The 14856-nt window shown below is 71.9% G+C and carries 17 protein-coding genes; 10 read left to right on the plus strand and 7 right to left on the minus strand.

Going from position 1 to position 14856, the window contains the following annotated elements:
* Positions 1-35 precede the first annotated feature (35 nt).
* Positions 36-287 carry a hypothetical protein gene (locus ACIBVP_RS15520; protein ID WP_396106769.1) on the minus strand — a complete coding sequence of 84 codons (252 nt, stop codon included), beginning with the start codon at positions 285-287 and terminating at the stop codon, positions 36-38.
* A 40-nt stretch (positions 288-327) separates the two neighbouring features.
* Between ACIBVP_RS15520 and ACIBVP_RS15525 the strand changes: the two genes are divergently transcribed.
* Genes ACIBVP_RS15525 through ACIBVP_RS15540 form a run of 4 tightly spaced genes read left to right on the plus strand, consistent with a single transcriptional unit; the run spans position 328 to position 3267 of the window.
* Positions 328-483, plus strand: a complete 156-nt coding sequence (locus ACIBVP_RS15525; protein ID WP_396106770.1) for a hypothetical protein — start codon at positions 328-330, stop codon at positions 481-483.
* Complete coding sequence (locus tag ACIBVP_RS15530) at positions 480-944, plus strand: RidA family protein (RefSeq protein WP_396106771.1); 465 nt, start codon at positions 480-482, stop codon at positions 942-944. Before ACIBVP_RS15525 ends, ACIBVP_RS15530 begins: the two co-directional genes overlap by 4 nt.
* Positions 941-1567: a hypothetical protein gene (locus ACIBVP_RS15535; RefSeq protein WP_396106772.1), complete on the plus strand. Its 627-nt coding sequence runs from the start codon at positions 941-943 to the stop codon at positions 1565-1567. Before ACIBVP_RS15530 ends, ACIBVP_RS15535 begins: the two co-directional genes overlap by 4 nt.
* Positions 1568-1623: 56 nt before the next feature.
* Positions 1624-3267, plus strand: coding sequence for a hypothetical protein (locus ACIBVP_RS15540; RefSeq protein WP_396106773.1), 1644 nt, complete (start codon positions 1624-1626; stop codon positions 3265-3267).
* Here the strand turns inward: ACIBVP_RS15540 and ACIBVP_RS15545 are convergent.
* A complete protein-coding gene (locus ACIBVP_RS15545; protein WP_396106774.1) occupies positions 3249-4142 on the minus strand; it encodes a Gfo/Idh/MocA family protein in 894 nt (297 codons plus the stop codon). The two genes, ACIBVP_RS15540 and ACIBVP_RS15545, sit on opposite strands and share 19 nt — an antisense overlap.
* A gap of 301 nt (positions 4143-4443) precedes the next feature.
* On the opposite strand from ACIBVP_RS15545, the gene ACIBVP_RS15550 reads away from it, so the two are divergent.
* Together ACIBVP_RS15550 and ACIBVP_RS15555 are read left to right on the plus strand one after the other, a co-directional pair.
* Entirely contained in the window at positions 4444-5304 is an 861-nt protein-coding gene (locus ACIBVP_RS15550) for an NUDIX hydrolase (RefSeq protein ID WP_396106936.1), read from the plus strand.
* Positions 5301-6080 carry an MBL fold metallo-hydrolase gene (locus tag ACIBVP_RS15555; RefSeq protein WP_396106775.1) on the plus strand — a complete coding sequence of 260 codons (780 nt, stop codon included), beginning with the start codon at positions 5301-5303 and terminating at the stop codon, positions 6078-6080. The genes ACIBVP_RS15550 and ACIBVP_RS15555 overlap by 4 nt, the downstream gene beginning before the upstream one ends.
* 3 nt (positions 6081-6083) lie before the next feature.
* Here the strand turns inward: ACIBVP_RS15555 and dnaN are convergent, their stop codons facing one another.
* From dnaN to ACIBVP_RS15575, 4 genes are all read right to left on the minus strand, one after another.
* Positions 6084-7175, minus strand: coding sequence for a DNA polymerase III subunit beta (dnaN, locus tag ACIBVP_RS15560; RefSeq protein ID WP_396106776.1), 1092 nt, complete (start codon positions 7173-7175; stop codon positions 6084-6086).
* Positions 7176-7215: 40 nt separating this feature from the next.
* On the minus strand, positions 7216-8448 hold the full coding sequence (locus ACIBVP_RS15565) for an MFS transporter (protein ID WP_396106777.1): 1233 nt from the start codon (positions 8446-8448) through the stop codon (positions 7216-7218).
* 515 nt (positions 8449-8963) lie between these two features.
* Complete coding sequence (locus ACIBVP_RS15570; protein WP_184811270.1) at positions 8964-9638, minus strand: Crp/Fnr family transcriptional regulator; 675 nt, start codon at positions 9636-9638, stop codon at positions 8964-8966.
* Positions 9639-9757: 119 nt separating this feature from the next.
* A complete protein-coding gene (locus ACIBVP_RS15575) occupies positions 9758-10051 on the minus strand; it encodes a hypothetical protein (RefSeq protein WP_396106778.1) in 294 nt (97 codons plus the stop codon).
* A 202-nt stretch (positions 10052-10253) separates the two neighbouring features.
* Between ACIBVP_RS15575 and nth the strand changes: the two genes are divergently transcribed.
* The 4 genes from nth to ACIBVP_RS15595 are packed head-to-tail and all read left to right on the plus strand — an operon-like array spanning position 10254 to position 13438.
* Positions 10254-10964 carry an endonuclease III gene (gene nth / locus ACIBVP_RS15580; protein ID WP_396106779.1) on the plus strand — a complete coding sequence of 237 codons (711 nt, stop codon included), beginning with the start codon at positions 10254-10256 and terminating at the stop codon, positions 10962-10964.
* A complete protein-coding gene (locus ACIBVP_RS15585) occupies positions 10965-11564 on the plus strand; it encodes a redoxin domain-containing protein (RefSeq protein WP_396106780.1) in 600 nt (199 codons plus the stop codon).
* The gene (locus ACIBVP_RS15590; RefSeq protein WP_396106781.1) at positions 11557-12249 is read left to right on the plus strand and encodes an NUDIX hydrolase; all 693 of its coding nucleotides are present in this window, start codon (positions 11557-11559) and stop codon (positions 12247-12249) included. The genes ACIBVP_RS15585 and ACIBVP_RS15590 overlap by 8 nt, the downstream gene beginning before the upstream one ends.
* A 4-nt stretch (positions 12250-12253) precedes the next feature.
* Positions 12254-13438, plus strand: coding sequence for a MarP family serine protease (locus tag ACIBVP_RS15595; protein ID WP_396106782.1), 1185 nt, complete (start codon positions 12254-12256; stop codon positions 13436-13438).
* Here ACIBVP_RS15595 and ACIBVP_RS15600 read toward each other — a convergent pair.
* Positions 13435-14793 (minus strand): alpha/beta hydrolase, encoded by a 1359-nt coding sequence (locus ACIBVP_RS15600; RefSeq protein ID WP_396106783.1) that lies wholly within the window; start codon positions 14791-14793, stop codon positions 13435-13437. The two genes, ACIBVP_RS15595 and ACIBVP_RS15600, sit on opposite strands and share 4 nt — an antisense overlap.
* Positions 14794-14856 lie beyond the last annotated feature (63 nt).

A 14856-nucleotide genomic window follows, 5' to 3' on the forward strand; every position in this document is an offset into this window, starting at 1 on the left:
AAGTGGACACACATGACGGGCGCTCACGAGTCGGGTCAACTAGCGAGCATCATCACGGTCACGGTGACGCCGAGCACGATCACCACACCCCACGCGATGCCCGCCGGGAGCACCAGCAGCACCAGCAGGGCCAGGATCACCAGGACCACGAACGAGATCGCGCCGGCCACCGCGACGTCGGCGCCGGTCGCGCCCCTGCGCTCGCGCACCCGCGCCATCGTGAGCAGCATCAGGACGATCCCGGCGGTCGCCACCAGCGCGCCCGCGATCAGCCGCCAACCCTCCACGCGCCACACCGTACCGGGATGGGCTATAGAGTCGCGGACCATGACCAAGTGGGAGTACGCCACGGTGCCGCTGCTGATCCACGCGACCAAGCAGATCCTCGACCAGTGGGGCGAGGACGGCTGGGAGCTCGTCACCGTCCTGCCAGGGCCGACCGGTGAGCAGATGGTGGCCTACCTGAAGAGGCCGAAGGCATGACCTGGGCGGACCGGCTCAAGGAGCTGGGCATCGAGCTGCCCTCGGTACCGGCGCCCGCCGGTGCGTACGTGCCCGCGATCCGGTCCGGCAACCTCGTCTTCACCGCAGGCCAGGTGCCGTTCGTGGACGGGAAGATCGCCGCGACCGGCAAGGTCGGCCGCGAGGTCAGCCCCGAGGAGGCGAAGGCGCACGCCCGCACGTGCGCGCTGAACGCGCTCGCCGCCGTGCACGACCTGGTCGGCATCGACGCCGTCGTGCGCGTGGTGAAGGTTGTCGGGTTCGTGGCGTCCGCGGAGGGCTTCACCGGCCAGCCCGCGGTGATCAACGGCGCGTCGGAGCTGCTCGGCGAGGTCTTCGGGGACGCGGGCAGGCACGCCCGCTCCGCGGTGGGGGTCGCCGAGCTGCCGCTCGGCGTGCCGGTCGAGGTCGAGTTGACGGTGGAGATCGGGGAGGGCGCATGACCGACGTGGACCGTGACGTGGACCGTGACGCGGCCTGTCACGAGCTGTTGCTCCGGCTGGCCGGACGGCTGCCCGACCGCCAGCTGTGGCGGCTGCGGGACTGGCTCGCGGGTGGCGCCGTCGACGCGCTCGCCCGCGCGCTGCCGCTGACTTTGCTCCGCGAACGGGTTGCGATCACAGCGCGTGAATCAATGCTGCTCAACGCCGCTCTGTTGGATGCCGGAGCCGACGCCGGACGGCTGCACGCGGTGCCCTGGGTAGACCAAATCGACGAAGTCGACTACACATTCACCTCGGAGTCGCCCGAACGGGTTAATGCGGGAGACTCCGAAGCGGTAGTGCTCGGGGCGGTCCTCCACGGACGTCGCGAGTTGGTCGACGTGCGTGGGAGCTGGCGACGACACCGATCCGGGGTGGGACCGGCCACCAGGATCGTGCTCGTCACGGCATCGACGGGCTGCGCTCGGTTGACCGGGGAGCTCCAGCGCGTGCTGCGTGCTCTGGGGACGCACGAACCGGGCGTCGAGGTCATGCCTGAGGGCATCGACCTCCCGCCCTACCACCGTGCGGCACTGGCGGCCTCCGAGCCGCTGCTGCCCGGGGTGATCGTGCACCAGGGCTGACGGGCTCCCCAGCCCAAGGGCCGTCGATGCCGACCAGAGCTGGGAAGGAGCCGACCGTGACACAGGTCGCGAGGGGGGTAGGAGCGGGAGGCGCGAACCGGCCAGGTGTCGCGCTGCCGATCCGAATACATGATCTGTTGCTGACGCTCGCCGGGCGGCTGGACGACGACGCGCTCGGTGACGTGCGGCAGATGCTGGCGTCCGCCGAACTGGACCGCGCGCTCGAGTTCCTGGCCGGATGCCTCGCGGCAGGCCGGATCGTGCTGACCCGTGAGCAGCACGGGGAGCTGGAGGCGCTGTTCGCCGACATGTACCTCGACCCGTCGGTCATCGACCGCGTGATGGTCACCGACCGGGTCGAGGCGGGCAGGCCCCGGTTCGCGTTCGGTGCCGTCGACGGCCGCGACCCGGAGCGCGGTGTCGCCGACGCCGTGCGATCCGTGCTCGGCGTGCTGCCGGACGTGCGGTCGATGTGGTGCGTGTGGCGCCTGACCCCGGCGGGGCCGGCGTCCGGACCAGTTCCGCACCTGCTGGTGCTGGTGGGCATCGGTCCCGGCGGTTTCCCGCCCGCGACCGCCTACCGCGTCGAGGAGGCACTCCGGCGGGCGGGCATCCGCGCGTCGGTCGAGGTCCTGATGGACGGCGTCGAGCCGGGCGAGTACCACCGCGAGGCGATGCGGAGCGCCCGCCAGATCCCTTTTGACGGTCACGGCTCCAACCGCCCCAGGGTGGAGCCGGCCTACGAAGCCCCTCGGATCGAGCCGGCCCGTGCCCGGGTCGAGCCGCCGAGGGTGACGGCGGTGCCCGAGCCGCCGAGGATCGAGATGCCCCGGATCGAGCCGCCGCGTGTCGAACCGCCGCGTGTTGAGCCTCCGCGTGTCGAGCCGCCGCGGGTGGAACCGCCGCGCCTGGCGGCCGCGCCGGAGCCGCCGCGGATGGCGGAACCCGAGCCGCCCCGGCCGGAGCCCGCTCCGGAGCCGCCGCGGCTGTCCGCGGTCCAGCCGGAGCCGCCCCACGTGGCCGCCGTGCCGCTGGAGCGCCCGCGCATGGACCCGCCTGCCGTCGACGCGCCGAGGGTCGACTCGCTGCCGGTCCGCAAGGACCCGCCGTTCGCCGACAAGCCCGCGTTCACCGAGCCGCCGGAGCAGGCGCCGCGCGTCGACCCGCCGACGATGATGACGCCGGCCGCCGGCGGGCTCGAGGACCGGGTGGAGGCCGTGCGCAGCGACCCGTTCGAGCCGCCCGCGCAGCAGTTCGAGCAGGAGCGGCTCCCGGAGGAGCCCGCCGCGCCGCCCGCTCCCGACCTGCCGCCGTCCGCGATCCGCGAGGAGACCCCGACGAACTCGCGCCCGTCGCCGACCCCGCGCCGCCGCGCGGAGCCGCCGAAGGACGAGCAGCAGCAGGAGCCGCCGTCGCGCCCGTCGCTGACGCCGGTGAACGGGGACAAGCACTCGCAGGCGTTCGTGGACGACATCCTCAACACGCAGGAGCGGAACCTGCTCCGTGAGCTGCAGGACGAGCTGGCGCGGCGCGAGCAGCAGGAGCCGCAGAACACCGGTTCGTGGACCGTCGACCGGTCCGGCCGCCACGGCAAGCCCGCGTCGGCCGCCCCGTTCGAGCACCCGAACCAGACCACGGGCCCGATGATCATCAACGGTGTCCCGCCCCACTCGGACGGGCGTTACCCGCCCGCCAACTGATCGGTGACACGGCCGAGCAGCCGCTGAAGGTGCAGCCCACGCCGCACGTCCAGCGGGTGCTCGGCCGTTTTGCCGTCCACGAGGCGCACGAAGTCGTCGAGCAGGACGGCGTACCGCTCGCTCGCGTCGCCGCTGGCGTTGAACGGGAGCACACCGTGCGGCCCGTGCACGGCGAAGTCCGTGATCGCGGGCTGCGCCGGGGTGTGCATCGACAACGTGGCGGTGCTGATCCGGCCGTTCTCGTGGCCCAGCATGACGTGCCAGACCCCGTGCTCCGTGAGTCGTGCCTGCTCGACGCTGTCCACGGGGCCCAACGCGGCGTCGAGCAGGTCGAACACGTGCGGCCCGATGTCGGCGAGCGCCCCGCCGTCGTGCCGCCACCGGGAACGTTCGTACGTCGCGTCCAGCAAGGTGCCGGAGAACCAGCGGGCCAGCCCACCGTCCCACTCACCGACCCGGTGCACCTCGTCGAGCCACCGGCGGGTGCCCAGCCCGTACCTGAACGTGAGCACCATGATCGAGACGACCCCGGCCTGCTCGACGGCCGACACCAACCGCTCGGCGTCCGCCACGGTGGCCGCGACGGGCTTCTCGAGCACGAGATGCTTCCCCGCGGACGCAGCCCGCGCCGCCAACGGCGCCTGGACGCCGGGCGGCACCGCGAAGGCGACGGCGTCGACGTGCTGGAGCATGTCGTCGAAGTCGGCGAACGGCGTCGCGTCCCCGATGGCCGCGACGTCCGCTGCCGCCTCCGGCCGACGCGCCCAGGTCGCGACCAACTCGGTCCGCGGATGGTTCACGATGCCGGGTCCGTGCACCCGGTGCGCCCACTGCCCAGCCCCGGCCAGCCCCATACGCAGCACGTCTTCGCTCATGCGACACATCCTGCCGCGCGTTACTTCCGCTGGCTGTCGAGCCCTGGCGATGGCTCGGTGGCCTCCGGCCCCCGGTTGCCAGCGTAGGCGGTGGGACCGACATCGCCGTTGGCGCGCACGCCGGTTGTCCACAGGCTCGGGGGTTGTCCACAGCCGCCACGTCGGGCGCGGATTCCTGTCGGTCGTGGCCGCTACGCTGGATTTCGGGGGCCGGCGGCCGCCCGGCCGTTTGCCGTGGCCTGCGCCTCATCATGGGGCTGTCGGCCCCTGTCGCCGAAGTAGGCTCCCCTCTGTGCGTGAGCTGCCGAAGGAGTTGACTCTGCCGTCCGGGTTCGTGCCGCCGGAGGTGCCTGATCCGCCGGTCACGCCCAAGGACGCGGCCACCGTCATGCTCGTCCGGGACACGGCTGCCGGGCTCGAGGTGTTCCTGCAGCGCCGGGTGCGTGGCATGGCGTTCGCCGGTGGGATGACCGTTTTCCCCGGCGGCGGTGTCGACAAGCGGGACGCCGACACCTCGATCGCCTGGCACGGCCCCGCGCCGGAGTGGTGGGCCGAGCGGTTCTTCTGCGACGTGGCGCTCGCTCGGGCGCTCGTGTGCGCTGCCGTGCGGGAGACCTTCGAGGAGTCCGGTGTGCTCCTCGCCGGACCCGACGGGGACAGCGTCGTCGCGGACGTGCGGCCCTTCGCCGCGGCCCGGGAGCAGTTGGTCAACCGAGAGCTGTCGTTCGCCGGGTTCCTCACCGAGTCCGGTCTCGTGTTGCGGGCCGACCTGCTGTCGCCGTGGGCGAACTGGCTCACCCCCGAGCAGGAGGCACGCCGGTTCGACACGCGGTTCTTCCTCGCGCGGCTGCCCGAGGGGCAGCGTGCGGACGGCGACACCTCCGAAGCCCAGGACACCCGCTGGCAGCGACCCGGCGACGCGCTCGACGACTGGAAAGCCGGCCGTGCCGGGCTCCTGCCACCGACCTGGACCACGCTCGCCGAGCTGGAGGAGTGCGCGACCGTCGCCGACGCCATGGCCGTCGAGCGGAAGATCACCATGCTCATGCCCAAGGTCGCGCGCGACGGCGACACCCTGCGCATCGTGCTGCCCGGCGACCCGCTCTACGACGAGTCGCCCGCGCACCTCGACGCGCGGCCCGACGACCGGATCGGTCGATGAGCGCGCACCCCGCGTACGGCGAGCTGCGGAAGGTCACCGACACCGCCGCGGTCATGCTCGAGGACAACCCGGGCACGATGACGCTCGAAGGCACCAACACGTGGCTGCTGCGCGGCCCCGGCTCACCGGCGTGCGTCGTCGTCGACCCCGGTTACGAGGACGAGCCGCACCTCACCCGTGTCGCCGAGGCGGCGGGCGAGGTCGCGCTGATCCTGGTGACCCACCACCACCCGGACCACGTGCAGGGCGCGCCCTGGCTCGCACGGCGCGTCGAGGCCCCGATCCGCGCGTTCGACCCGGACCTGTGCGCCGACGCGCCCGCGCTGACCGACGACGAGGTCGTCGACGCCGCCGGGCTGTCCATCCGCGTGCTGCACACACCCGGCCACACCGACGACTCGGTGTGCCTCGCCGTCGACGGCGCGGTGCTCACCGGTGACTCCGTGCTCGGCCGCGGGACCACGGTGATCTCCGACCTCGGCGCGTACCTGGGCACGCTCCGCCGCCTGACCGCGGTGCCGGGTGGCACGATCGCGCTGCCCGGCCACGGCCCGGAGCTGCCGGACCTCGCCGCGACCGCGCGCGAGTACCTTGCCCACCGCGAGGAGCGGCTCGACCAGGTGCGCGCGGCACTGCGCGACCTCGGCGCCGACGCCACCGCACGCCAGATCGTGGAACACGTGTACCGCGACGTGGACGAGTCCCTGTGGGGACCGGCCGAGTGGTCGGTCCGCGCACAGCTGGACTACCTCCGCACCACGGGCGAGGCCCGCTGACGGTTATTTCGGCGGCAGCATAGGCATCACCACGTAGCGGACGGTCGGTTCGGTCGGCTCCACGGCGGAGAAGACGGTCGCGCGCATGCCGGGCTGGATCTCCATGCGGACCTGCTGGCCCGCGAAGCAGCGGAGCGCGTCGGTGAGGAAACGGGACTGGTAGGCCTGCCCGGTGCGGCCGCCATCCACGGTGGCCTTCATCGACTCCTCCGCCTCGCCCGCCTTCACGTCCGCGCCACGCAGGCGGAGCTCGCCGTCGCCCACCTCCACGACCAGGACGCCCCGCGCGTCGGTGTACAGGCCCACGCGCCGCACCGCGCCCGCCAGCGCGTCGGCGTCGGTGGTGATCACCGTGTCCACGTCCGACAGGTGGATCTTCGACTCGTGCAGGAACGAGCCGTCGAGCACCGCGGTCGTGGTCAGCGCACCGCGCCAGCCCAGGCCGAAGCGGTCACGGTCGGCGTGAACCGTCACGTCGCCCGCCGGGAGTTGGCGTGCCAGTTCGCCGAGCAGGCTCGCCGGGACCAGCGCGTCCACCTGCCCCGTGGCGCGCCACGGCAGCGACGCGAGCGCCATCTGGTACCGGTCGGTCGCGACCAGGACCAGCCGGTCGCCCTCGGACCGGATGCGGACGCCGGTGAACATGGGTAACGCGTCGTCCCGCGACGCGGCCAGGACCGTCGTGGCCAGCGCCGACGCGAACAGGTCGCCGTCCACCTCGCCCACCACCGCGGGCTCCTCGCCGACACCCGGGTGGAGGTCGGCGTCCAGCAGCGGCAGGGCGTAGCGGGCGCCGGGCGCGCGGATCGCCAGCTTCGAGCCCTCCACGACCAGCCGGACCTGGTCCTGCTCCAGCGCACGTAACGTGTCCGCCAGGGGCTTGGCCGGCACCAGCACCCGGCCCTCGGTGTGCACGATCGCGTCCCGGCGGACGCGGGCCGCGCGCTCACGGTCGTTGGCCGCGAGCGTGACGCCCTCGGCCGTCGCGGTGAGCAGCAGCCCGGCCAGCACCGGGTCGATCAGCTTGCCGGGAACCAGCTTGACCAGCGCGGATGCCGCGCCGGCCAGCTCTGCGGTGGTGACGGTCAGGTCCATGGCGAACAAGGTAGACCCGACCACCGACAAAAACGGCGAGTCAGCTCACGGCGACCAGTTCGGGCGCCGGCGCGTGCTGCTCGACGACCGTGTGCCGCCGGACGAGGACCAGCCCGGCGATCACCAGGCCCGCGAGGCCGGCGGCGACGAACGCCGACCAGACACCCACGTGCTCGACCAGGTAACCGCTCGTCGACTGGCCTGCCGCGAGCCCGAGCGTCACGGCGGTGACGATCCAGCCGAACGCCTCGGTCGCCGTGCCCTCGGGTGCGACCAGCTCGATCGCGGTCGAGTGCGTGGTGGACTGCGGCGTGATCCACATGCCCGCGACCAGCGACAACAACGCCAGCCAGAGCAGGTTCGACGTGATGGCCAGCGGTATCACGAACAGCGCGAACATGCCCAGCAGGAACGGCAGCCGCAACCCCATCTGCCTCGGCCAGGGGCGCGCCGCGTAGTACACGCCGAAGACCACCGAGGTCAGCGACCACGCGGCCAGCATGACGCCACCGAGCGGTGCGTGCCCGGCGTTCGTCGCGGCCGCCGGGATGGCGACCTCGACGAACCCGACGGTGACGCCGAACCCGAGTGCCGCCAGCGCGACGGTGCGCATGCCGGGGGTGGCAAGCGCGCCGAGCAGGTGCCCGCCGCTGCTCGGCGCGGGCCGCACGGACCGCACCGCGGACGTGAGCGCGAAGCCGACCCCGCCGACCACCATGCACGCCGCGCTGAACACGAGCCCCGTGCCCGACCACGGCGCCGCCACCAGGATGCCGGCGAGCGCGGGGCCGAGGATGAAGAAGACCTCGAGGCTGATGGCCTCGTAGGCGAACGCGGCGTGCCGGATCGGGCCCGCCGGGACGAGGTGGGTCCACAGGGCGCGGGACGCGGAACCGACCATGGGCTCCGTGAGGCCGATGAGCCAGCCCATCGCGACCAGCGCCGGCCCGGTCTGCCCGGACTCGATGGTCACGATGACGGCGGTGACGGTCATCACGAACAGGCCCGACGCGACCAGCAGCGGCCTCGTCGGGCCGAGCCGGTCCATGATCCGGCCCTGCGCGACGGCGCCGATCGCGACGCCGATGAGCGAACCCGCGGAGACGAACCCGGCCACCGCGAACGAGCCGGACTCGCGCTGCACGTACAGGAGCAGGGAGAGGCCGACCATGGCGATCGGCATCCTGGCCAGCAGAGAGGTGAGTACGGGACCACGCGCGCCTGGCGTGGTCAGGGCAGCGCGGAAGTCGGCGAGACCGGCGGAGTGGGACACACGTACCAGTATGCCAAGATTGGTACGTACGTACCAATTGATTTTGGATGTCACGGTTGGGTAACGACCCGTGGGAACCGCACAACGGGTGGGTAGTCCAGTCAGTCCTCGTATATGAAAGGTTTCCTGTCGCAGGCGGTAAGGATTCGCGGCGACCAGGCGTTCAACTGAACAAGCTCCCTCCGGCAGACATGGGTCGGGGCCTAATGGTTCGGAGGGCGGGGAGCGTGGGCCGTCGGGGGATGGTTCACGCGAAGTGAGGAGCCGGTGCGCCGCGTCGGGGGCGGCGCCCGGCTCCTCCGCTGTCTACGGGAAGCCCACCCGACAAACACCGCGAGTCGCGCTCACGAACACACCGAGTTGTGTGTTTCGTGCTGATCGCGGATGTGCACGAAACCGACAACTCAGTGTGCGTGAGGACGCGACTCGCGGTGTTTGAGAGCGCGACTCGCGGGTGGTGCGGGCGATGCCGATAGGCCCGGCACCTGGTCGGCGCGGGCCCTGTCAGGCGTTGTTCACCTGGCGCGGCGGGCCAGGCGTTCCGGGTCGAGGATCAGCACGCTCTTGCCCTCGAGTCGCAGCCAGCCGCGGTGTGCGAAGTCGGCCAGCGCCTTGTTGACCGTCTCGCGGGAGGCGCCGACGTACTGGGCGATCTCCTCCTGCGTGAGGTCGTGCATGACGCGCAGCAAACCCGCCTCCTGGCTGCCGAAACGCTGCGCGAACTGCAGCAACGCCTTGGCCACCCGGCCGGGCACGTCCGTGAAGATCAGGTCCGCCAGCATTCCGTTCGTGCGGCGCAGGCGGCGGGCGATGACGCGCAGGAGCTGCTCCGCGATCTCCGGGCGGGTGGCGATCCACTGCCGCAGCGCGGGGCGGTCCATGGTGCGCGCGACGACCTCGGTGACGGTCGTCGCCGTCGACGTGCGGGGGCCCGGGTCGAAGATGGACAGCTCGCCGAACATGTCGGCGGGGCCCATGATGCCCAGGAGGTTCTCGCGGCCGTCCGGTGACTTGCGGCCGAGCTTCACCTTGCCCGACTGGATGATGTACAGACGGTCACCGGGCTCGCCCTCCGCGAAGATCACGTGCCCACGCGGAAACTCCACGGTCTCCAGCGTCTGAGCGAGCGCTTCCGCGGCAGCCGGTTCGACACCCTGGAAGATGCCGGCCCTGGCAAGGGTCTCGTCCACCTCGCGTCCCTCCCAATCAGACTCGTGCAGTGAACAGCGGCAACGGCGCCCTGATCACTACTGGGAGTGTAGAGCGTGTGCGGTGGATCACCTCGGAGGGCGTACCACCGGTATGTCGTTCAGCCGATTTTCTTGGGGAGGTCGGCCCGCGAGATCCGCACGGTCGGCGCGTTCATCACCTTCTTGGCGCGGGCGCTCAGCTTGCCCTTGCGACGCAGCCGGAACAGCTCCAGCGCGCGGCCGATGCCGTGGCCGTACAGGGCGCGGACCTCTTCGGGCCTCGGGTTGTCGAGGAACGCCTCGACCTCGTCCTCCTGCACGGCGACATGCCGCAGCCGCGCCTCCACCCGCTCCATGAACAGGGCGAAGAACATCACGACGATCGGGACGGCGAACACGAACCAGACAGCCATAGTGTGTAGATCCTCGCTCAGTTCGGGTCGGGCGACGCGGACCGGGTCCGGCGTGTCCCTCACTTGATGGACGTCCATGGCACGGATGTGGTTGTGCGGCGGCCCGTAGGCTAGCGGGGTGCCGCCCGCCACTCGACAGCTACCCCGTGCAGCGACTCCCAAAACCCCGCCGCCCACCGCGCTCGTCCGCCGCGCCCGGCGCATGACCCGGGTGCTGGCCGAGGCGTTCCCCGACGCGCACTGCGAGCTGGACTTCACCAACCCGCTCGAGTTGGCCGTCGCCACGATCCTGTCCGCGCAGAGCACGGACGCCCGGGTCAACCTGACCACGCCCGCCCTGTTCAAGCGGTACCGGACCGCCGCCGACTACGCGGGCGCCGACCGGCTGGAGCTGGAGGAGCTGATCCGGCCGACCGGCTTCTACCGGAACAAGACGACCTCGCTGATCGGCCTCGGCACCGCGCTCGTCGAGCGCTTCGACGGCGAGGTGCCGAACAAGCTGGACGACCTGGTCACCCTGCCGGGTGTCGGCCGCAAGACGGCCAACGTGATCCTCGGCAACGCGTTCGGCGTCCCCGGCATCACGGTCGACACGCACTTCGGCCGCCTGGTCCGCCGCTGGGAGTGGACCGAGGAGGACGACCCGGTCAAGGTCGAGCACGAGATCGGCGCGCTGGTCCCCAAGAAGGACTGGACGATGCTGTCCCACTGGGTGATCTTCCACGGCCGCCGCGTGTGCCACGCCCGCAAGCCGGCGTGCGGCGCGTGCGTGCTCGCCAAGGACTGCCCGTCGTTCGGCACCGGCCCGACGGGGTTCGAGGAGGCGGTCAAGCTCGTCAAGGGGCCGGAGGCGCCGCACCTCGTCGACATGGCCGAACGCGTCCGCAACGGGTACAAGCCGGGGCGCGCGTAGATGGGCAACGGAGTGCGCTGGTCGATCGCGGCGGTGATCCTGATGATCGCCGGTGTGGTCGCGATCTGGCCGCGCTCCGAACCCGAACCGGCGCCGCCCCAGGACACCACGCAGGCCGCCCCCGACCTGTCGCAGGCACGGGCCAAGGCCGCGTTACCGGCATGTGCCGAAGGCGCCGAAGGTCCCGCTGACCTGCGCGGGATCACCGTCCAGTGCCTCGCGGACGGCACCACGCTCGACGTGGCGACCGCGCTCGACGGGCCCGTGCTGGTGAACATGTGGGCCACCTGGTGCCAGCCGTGCAAGACCGAGCTGCCGGTGCTCGACGCGTACGCGAAGGAGCCCGGCGCCATCCCGGTCGTCACGCTCGGCGTCCAGTCCCGGCCCGGTGACGCGCTCGAGCTGCTCACCGCGCTGAAGGTGAAGCTGCCGAGCCTGCTCGACGAGGACGGCAGGGCCATGCGAAAGCTCCGCACTGTCGGCCTGCCCGCCTCGTACCTGGTCGAGAACGGCACGATCACGTTGATCGAGAACCCGCGGGTGTTCGAGTCGGTCGACCAGGTCAGACAGGCAGTGGCGGACGGCGTGGCGCATGGCTGACCACGGGCCGCTCGTCGATCCGGCGACCACCCCGGCGTGGCTGCGTTCGGTCGTCGAGGCCAGCGGTGACCTCGACCCGGAGATGTTCCGGCGGATCTCGCCGCCGACGGAGGACGCCCGCGACGCCGCCGTGCTGATCCTCCTGGGCGAGCACGAGACGCGCGGGCCGGACGTGCTGCTGCAGCTGCGGGCCGACCGCGGTGGCGCGCACTCCGGCCAGGTCGCGTTCCCCGGCGGGTCGAGCGAGCCGGAGGACGACGGCCCGGTCGAGACCGCGCTGCGTGAGGCCGTCGAGGAGACCGGGCTGGACCCGTCCGGCGTGCGGCCGGTCGCGCTCCTGCCGCAGCTGCACATCCCGGTGTCCGGCTTCCACGTGACGCCCGTGATCGCGCACTGGGAGAAGCCGAGCCGGGTCTGGGCGGTCGACCCGGCGGAGAGCGCCGCGGTCGCGCGGGCGCCGATCGCGGACCTGGCCGACCCCGCTAACCGGTTCATGTGCAGGCACCCGTCGGGGTTCTTCGGGCCGGCGTTCGCGTTGCCGGGGATGCTCGTGTGGGGCTTCACCGCCGCGTTGATGACGTTGTTGATCCAGCTCGGCGGCTGGGAGAAGCCGTGGGACGGATCCGACATACGCGACCTTGACGCCGCTTGGCGTTCAGTGAGGCAAGCCGTCGGGGAGGTATGAACGGGTGAACTGGGTCGACCTGGTCGTGATCTTGCTCGCCGTCCTGGCGGCGATCTCGGGCGCGCGGCAGGGCGTGATCACCGCGCTGCCCGCGTTCATCGGCGTGCTGCTCGGCGCGATCGCCGGCATCAAGATCGCGCCGCTCGTCGTGAAGTACATCGAGTCGACGCCGACCAGGGTCGCGTTCGCCGTGGCGATCTTCGTGCTGCTGGTGGCGCTGGGCGAGACGCTCGGCGTGTGGCTGGGCCGCAGCCTGCGCGAGCGGATCAAGTCGCCCAAGCTCGCCGGGGTCGACAACGCGCTCGGCGCGATCGTGCAGGGCGCCGTGGTGTTCGTCGTGGCGTGGCTGATCGCGTTGCCGCTGGTCACCGTGGGCGGGCTGCCGGACCTCGCGTCCGCGATCCGCAACTCGACCGTGCTCGGCGGCGTCGACAAGGTCATGCCGCAGGCCGCGCAGGACCTGCCCGACGAGCTGCGGCGGCTGCTCGACGTGTCCGGCTTCCCCGAGGTCGTCGACCCGTTCGACCGGACCCCCAACCGCGAGGTCGCGCCGCCCGACCCGGCGCTGCAGAACAGCGCGGTCGTGCAGAACGTGCGGCCCAGCGTCCTGAAGATCCACGCCCGTGCCCCCTCCTGCTCGCGGGCGCTCGAAGGCACCGGGTTCGTGATCGCGCCGGAGCGGATGATGACCAACGCGCACGTCGTCGCGGGCACGTCCGAGGTCGCGGTGGAGACCGACGACGGGCCGCTCGACGCGCGGGTCGTGCTGTACGACCCGGACACCGACGTCGCCGTGCTGTCCGTGCCCGGCCTGGCCGCGCCGGTGCTGCCGTTCGCCGGTCAGCCCGCCGTCTCCGGCCAGGACGGGATCGTGCTCGGCTACCCGCTCGACGGGCCCTACCGCGCGTCGCCCGCCCGCGTGCGTGACCAGATCACGCTGACCGGGCCGGACATCTACGACGCGCGGCAGGTCGAGCGCGAGGTGTTCACGCTGCGCGCGCTGGTGCAGAGCGGCAACTCGGGTGGACCTCTGGTCGACACGCGGGGCCGCGTGATCGGCGTGATCTTCGGTGCGGCCACGGACCGGTCCGAGACCGGCTTCGCCCTCACCGCCGCCGAGGTGGCGGACGAGGTCGAAGCGGCCCCGGGCCTGTCGCGTGCGGTCGGCACCGGGAACTGCGCCGCCTAGCCTGCCGGGCAGTGCGTGCCGGGCCGCGGGAGTTCGCGGTCCAGCACGTAGTCCGTGAACACGGCGCGCGTGCAGTCGGTGCGGTTCATGACGCCGTGACCGGCGCCGTCGTAGGTGAGCAGGACGCTGTCGTCGAGCTGGCGGTGGACGTCCCGCGCCCACTCGTGGCTGGTCGCCGGGTCGTGCAGTGAGTTCATGACGAGGATCGGCGGCGCGTCGTCGGCGTCGGTGCGGTGCTGCGGGTTCGGCGTCTCCGCCGGCCACGCCGAGCACAGCGACACGAGCGTCCACGCGAAGTGCGTGCGCATCGTCGGCGCGACGGCGTTCTGCCTGCGCCACAACGACAACCACTCGCCCTGCGAGGAGAACCGGACACGGTGGTCGGCGCAGAACGCGCCCACCGGGAACGGGGCCGTGTCCGCCGTCGTCCGTGCCCCGGTCAGCCCCTTCAGCTGCTCGGCGAGGCCTGCCCAGTCCGGGCCGTAGAACTTGTTCAGCGTGTTCTGGTTGAGGGCCATCGGCGGCACCGGCAGGTCACCGCGCACGGACTTCTCCCACAGGTCGCGATACACCTGACCCACGTCCTGGCCGTGCAGCGCACACGTGGCGTCGTCCGCGCACCAGTCCGCGAAGGCGGTGAACGCGTCCTCGCCCGCCGCGACCTGCGTCGTGATGAACGTCGACGACGTGAGGCCGTGGTTGAAGACGCTGTCGAGGACGATGCCGCGCACCCGGTGCGGGAAGTTCTCGGCATACATCTGACCTGCCAACGTGCCGTAGGAACGGCCGTACAGGGTCACTTTCCGTTCGCCGAGCGCGGCACGCAGCACGTCGATGTCCCGGGCGACGCTCACGCTGTCCACGTGGTCGAGCAGCGGACCGGTGTGCGCACGGCAGCTGTCGCCGAGTGCCCGCGCGTAGGTCCGGACGTCCGCGAGCCGCGCCCCTGCCTCGGGCACCACGTTCGGCAGGTTCATGACCAGGTCCGTGTCACACGTGACCGGGTGGCTGCGGTTGGTGCCACGCGGATCGAAGCTGACCACGTCGAACCGCTCCGCCACCTCGGCGGGCACCACGTTTCCCCTGAGCAACCGGCTCACGCCGGAATCGCCCGGGCCGCCCGGCATGAACACGAGCGTGCCCTGACGCTCACCCGTCGCCCGCTGCCGGGCGACCGCCACGTCGATCATGCCGGTTTCCGGGTGCGCGTAGTCGATCGGCACGGTGATCGTCGCGCACTCGACGGGACTGCCCGGTTCGCAGGCCTGCCAGTCGGGACGCGGCGCGGCGGTGGCGGTACCGGTCACGAGTCCCGTCAGCAGCACGGCGGACAGCAGCACTGTCACACGTTTCATGCGGCGAGTCTCTCGCCGCATGAAACGACGCCGGTTCCGGGAGAACCCTGAGATGTGCCCTGG

This window comes from Actinophytocola sp. NPDC049390 (assembly GCF_044466355.1).
Lineage (GTDB): Bacteria > Actinomycetota > Actinomycetes > Mycobacteriales > Pseudonocardiaceae > Actinophytocola.

What these genes read in the sequence shown, in the direction of transcription:
- ACIBVP_RS15525 (WP_396106770.1), top strand. Translation starts at nt 328, where the DNA reads ATGACCAAGTGGGAGTACGCCACGGTGCCGCTGCTGATCCACGCGACC.
- ACIBVP_RS15530 (WP_396106771.1), top strand. Translation starts at nt 480, where the DNA reads ATGACCTGGGCGGACCGGCTCAAGGAGCTGGGCATCGAGCTGCCCTCG.
- ACIBVP_RS15535 (WP_396106772.1), top strand. Translation starts at nt 941, where the DNA reads ATGACCGACGTGGACCGTGACGTGGACCGTGACGCGGCCTGTCACGAG.
- ACIBVP_RS15545 (WP_396106774.1), bottom strand. Translation starts at nt 4,142, where the DNA reads ATGAGCGAAGACGTGCTGCGTATGGGGCTGGCCGGGGCTGGGCAGTGG.
- ACIBVP_RS15555 (WP_396106775.1), top strand. Translation starts at nt 5,301, where the DNA reads ATGAGCGCGCACCCCGCGTACGGCGAGCTGCGGAAGGTCACCGACACC.
- dnaN (WP_396106776.1), bottom strand. Translation starts at nt 7,175, where the DNA reads ATGGACCTGACCGTCACCACCGCAGAGCTGGCCGGCGCGGCATCCGCG.
- ACIBVP_RS15575 (WP_396106778.1), bottom strand. Translation starts at nt 10,051, where the DNA reads ATGGCTGTCTGGTTCGTGTTCGCCGTCCCGATCGTCGTGATGTTCTTC.
- nth (WP_396106779.1), top strand. Translation starts at nt 10,254, where the DNA reads ATGACCCGGGTGCTGGCCGAGGCGTTCCCCGACGCGCACTGCGAGCTG.
- ACIBVP_RS15585 (WP_396106780.1), top strand. Translation starts at nt 10,965, where the DNA reads ATGGGCAACGGAGTGCGCTGGTCGATCGCGGCGGTGATCCTGATGATC.
- ACIBVP_RS15590 (WP_396106781.1), top strand. Translation starts at nt 11,557, where the DNA reads ATGGCTGACCACGGGCCGCTCGTCGATCCGGCGACCACCCCGGCGTGG.
- ACIBVP_RS15600 (WP_396106783.1), bottom strand. Translation starts at nt 14,793, where the DNA reads ATGAAACGTGTGACAGTGCTGCTGTCCGCCGTGCTGCTGACGGGACTC.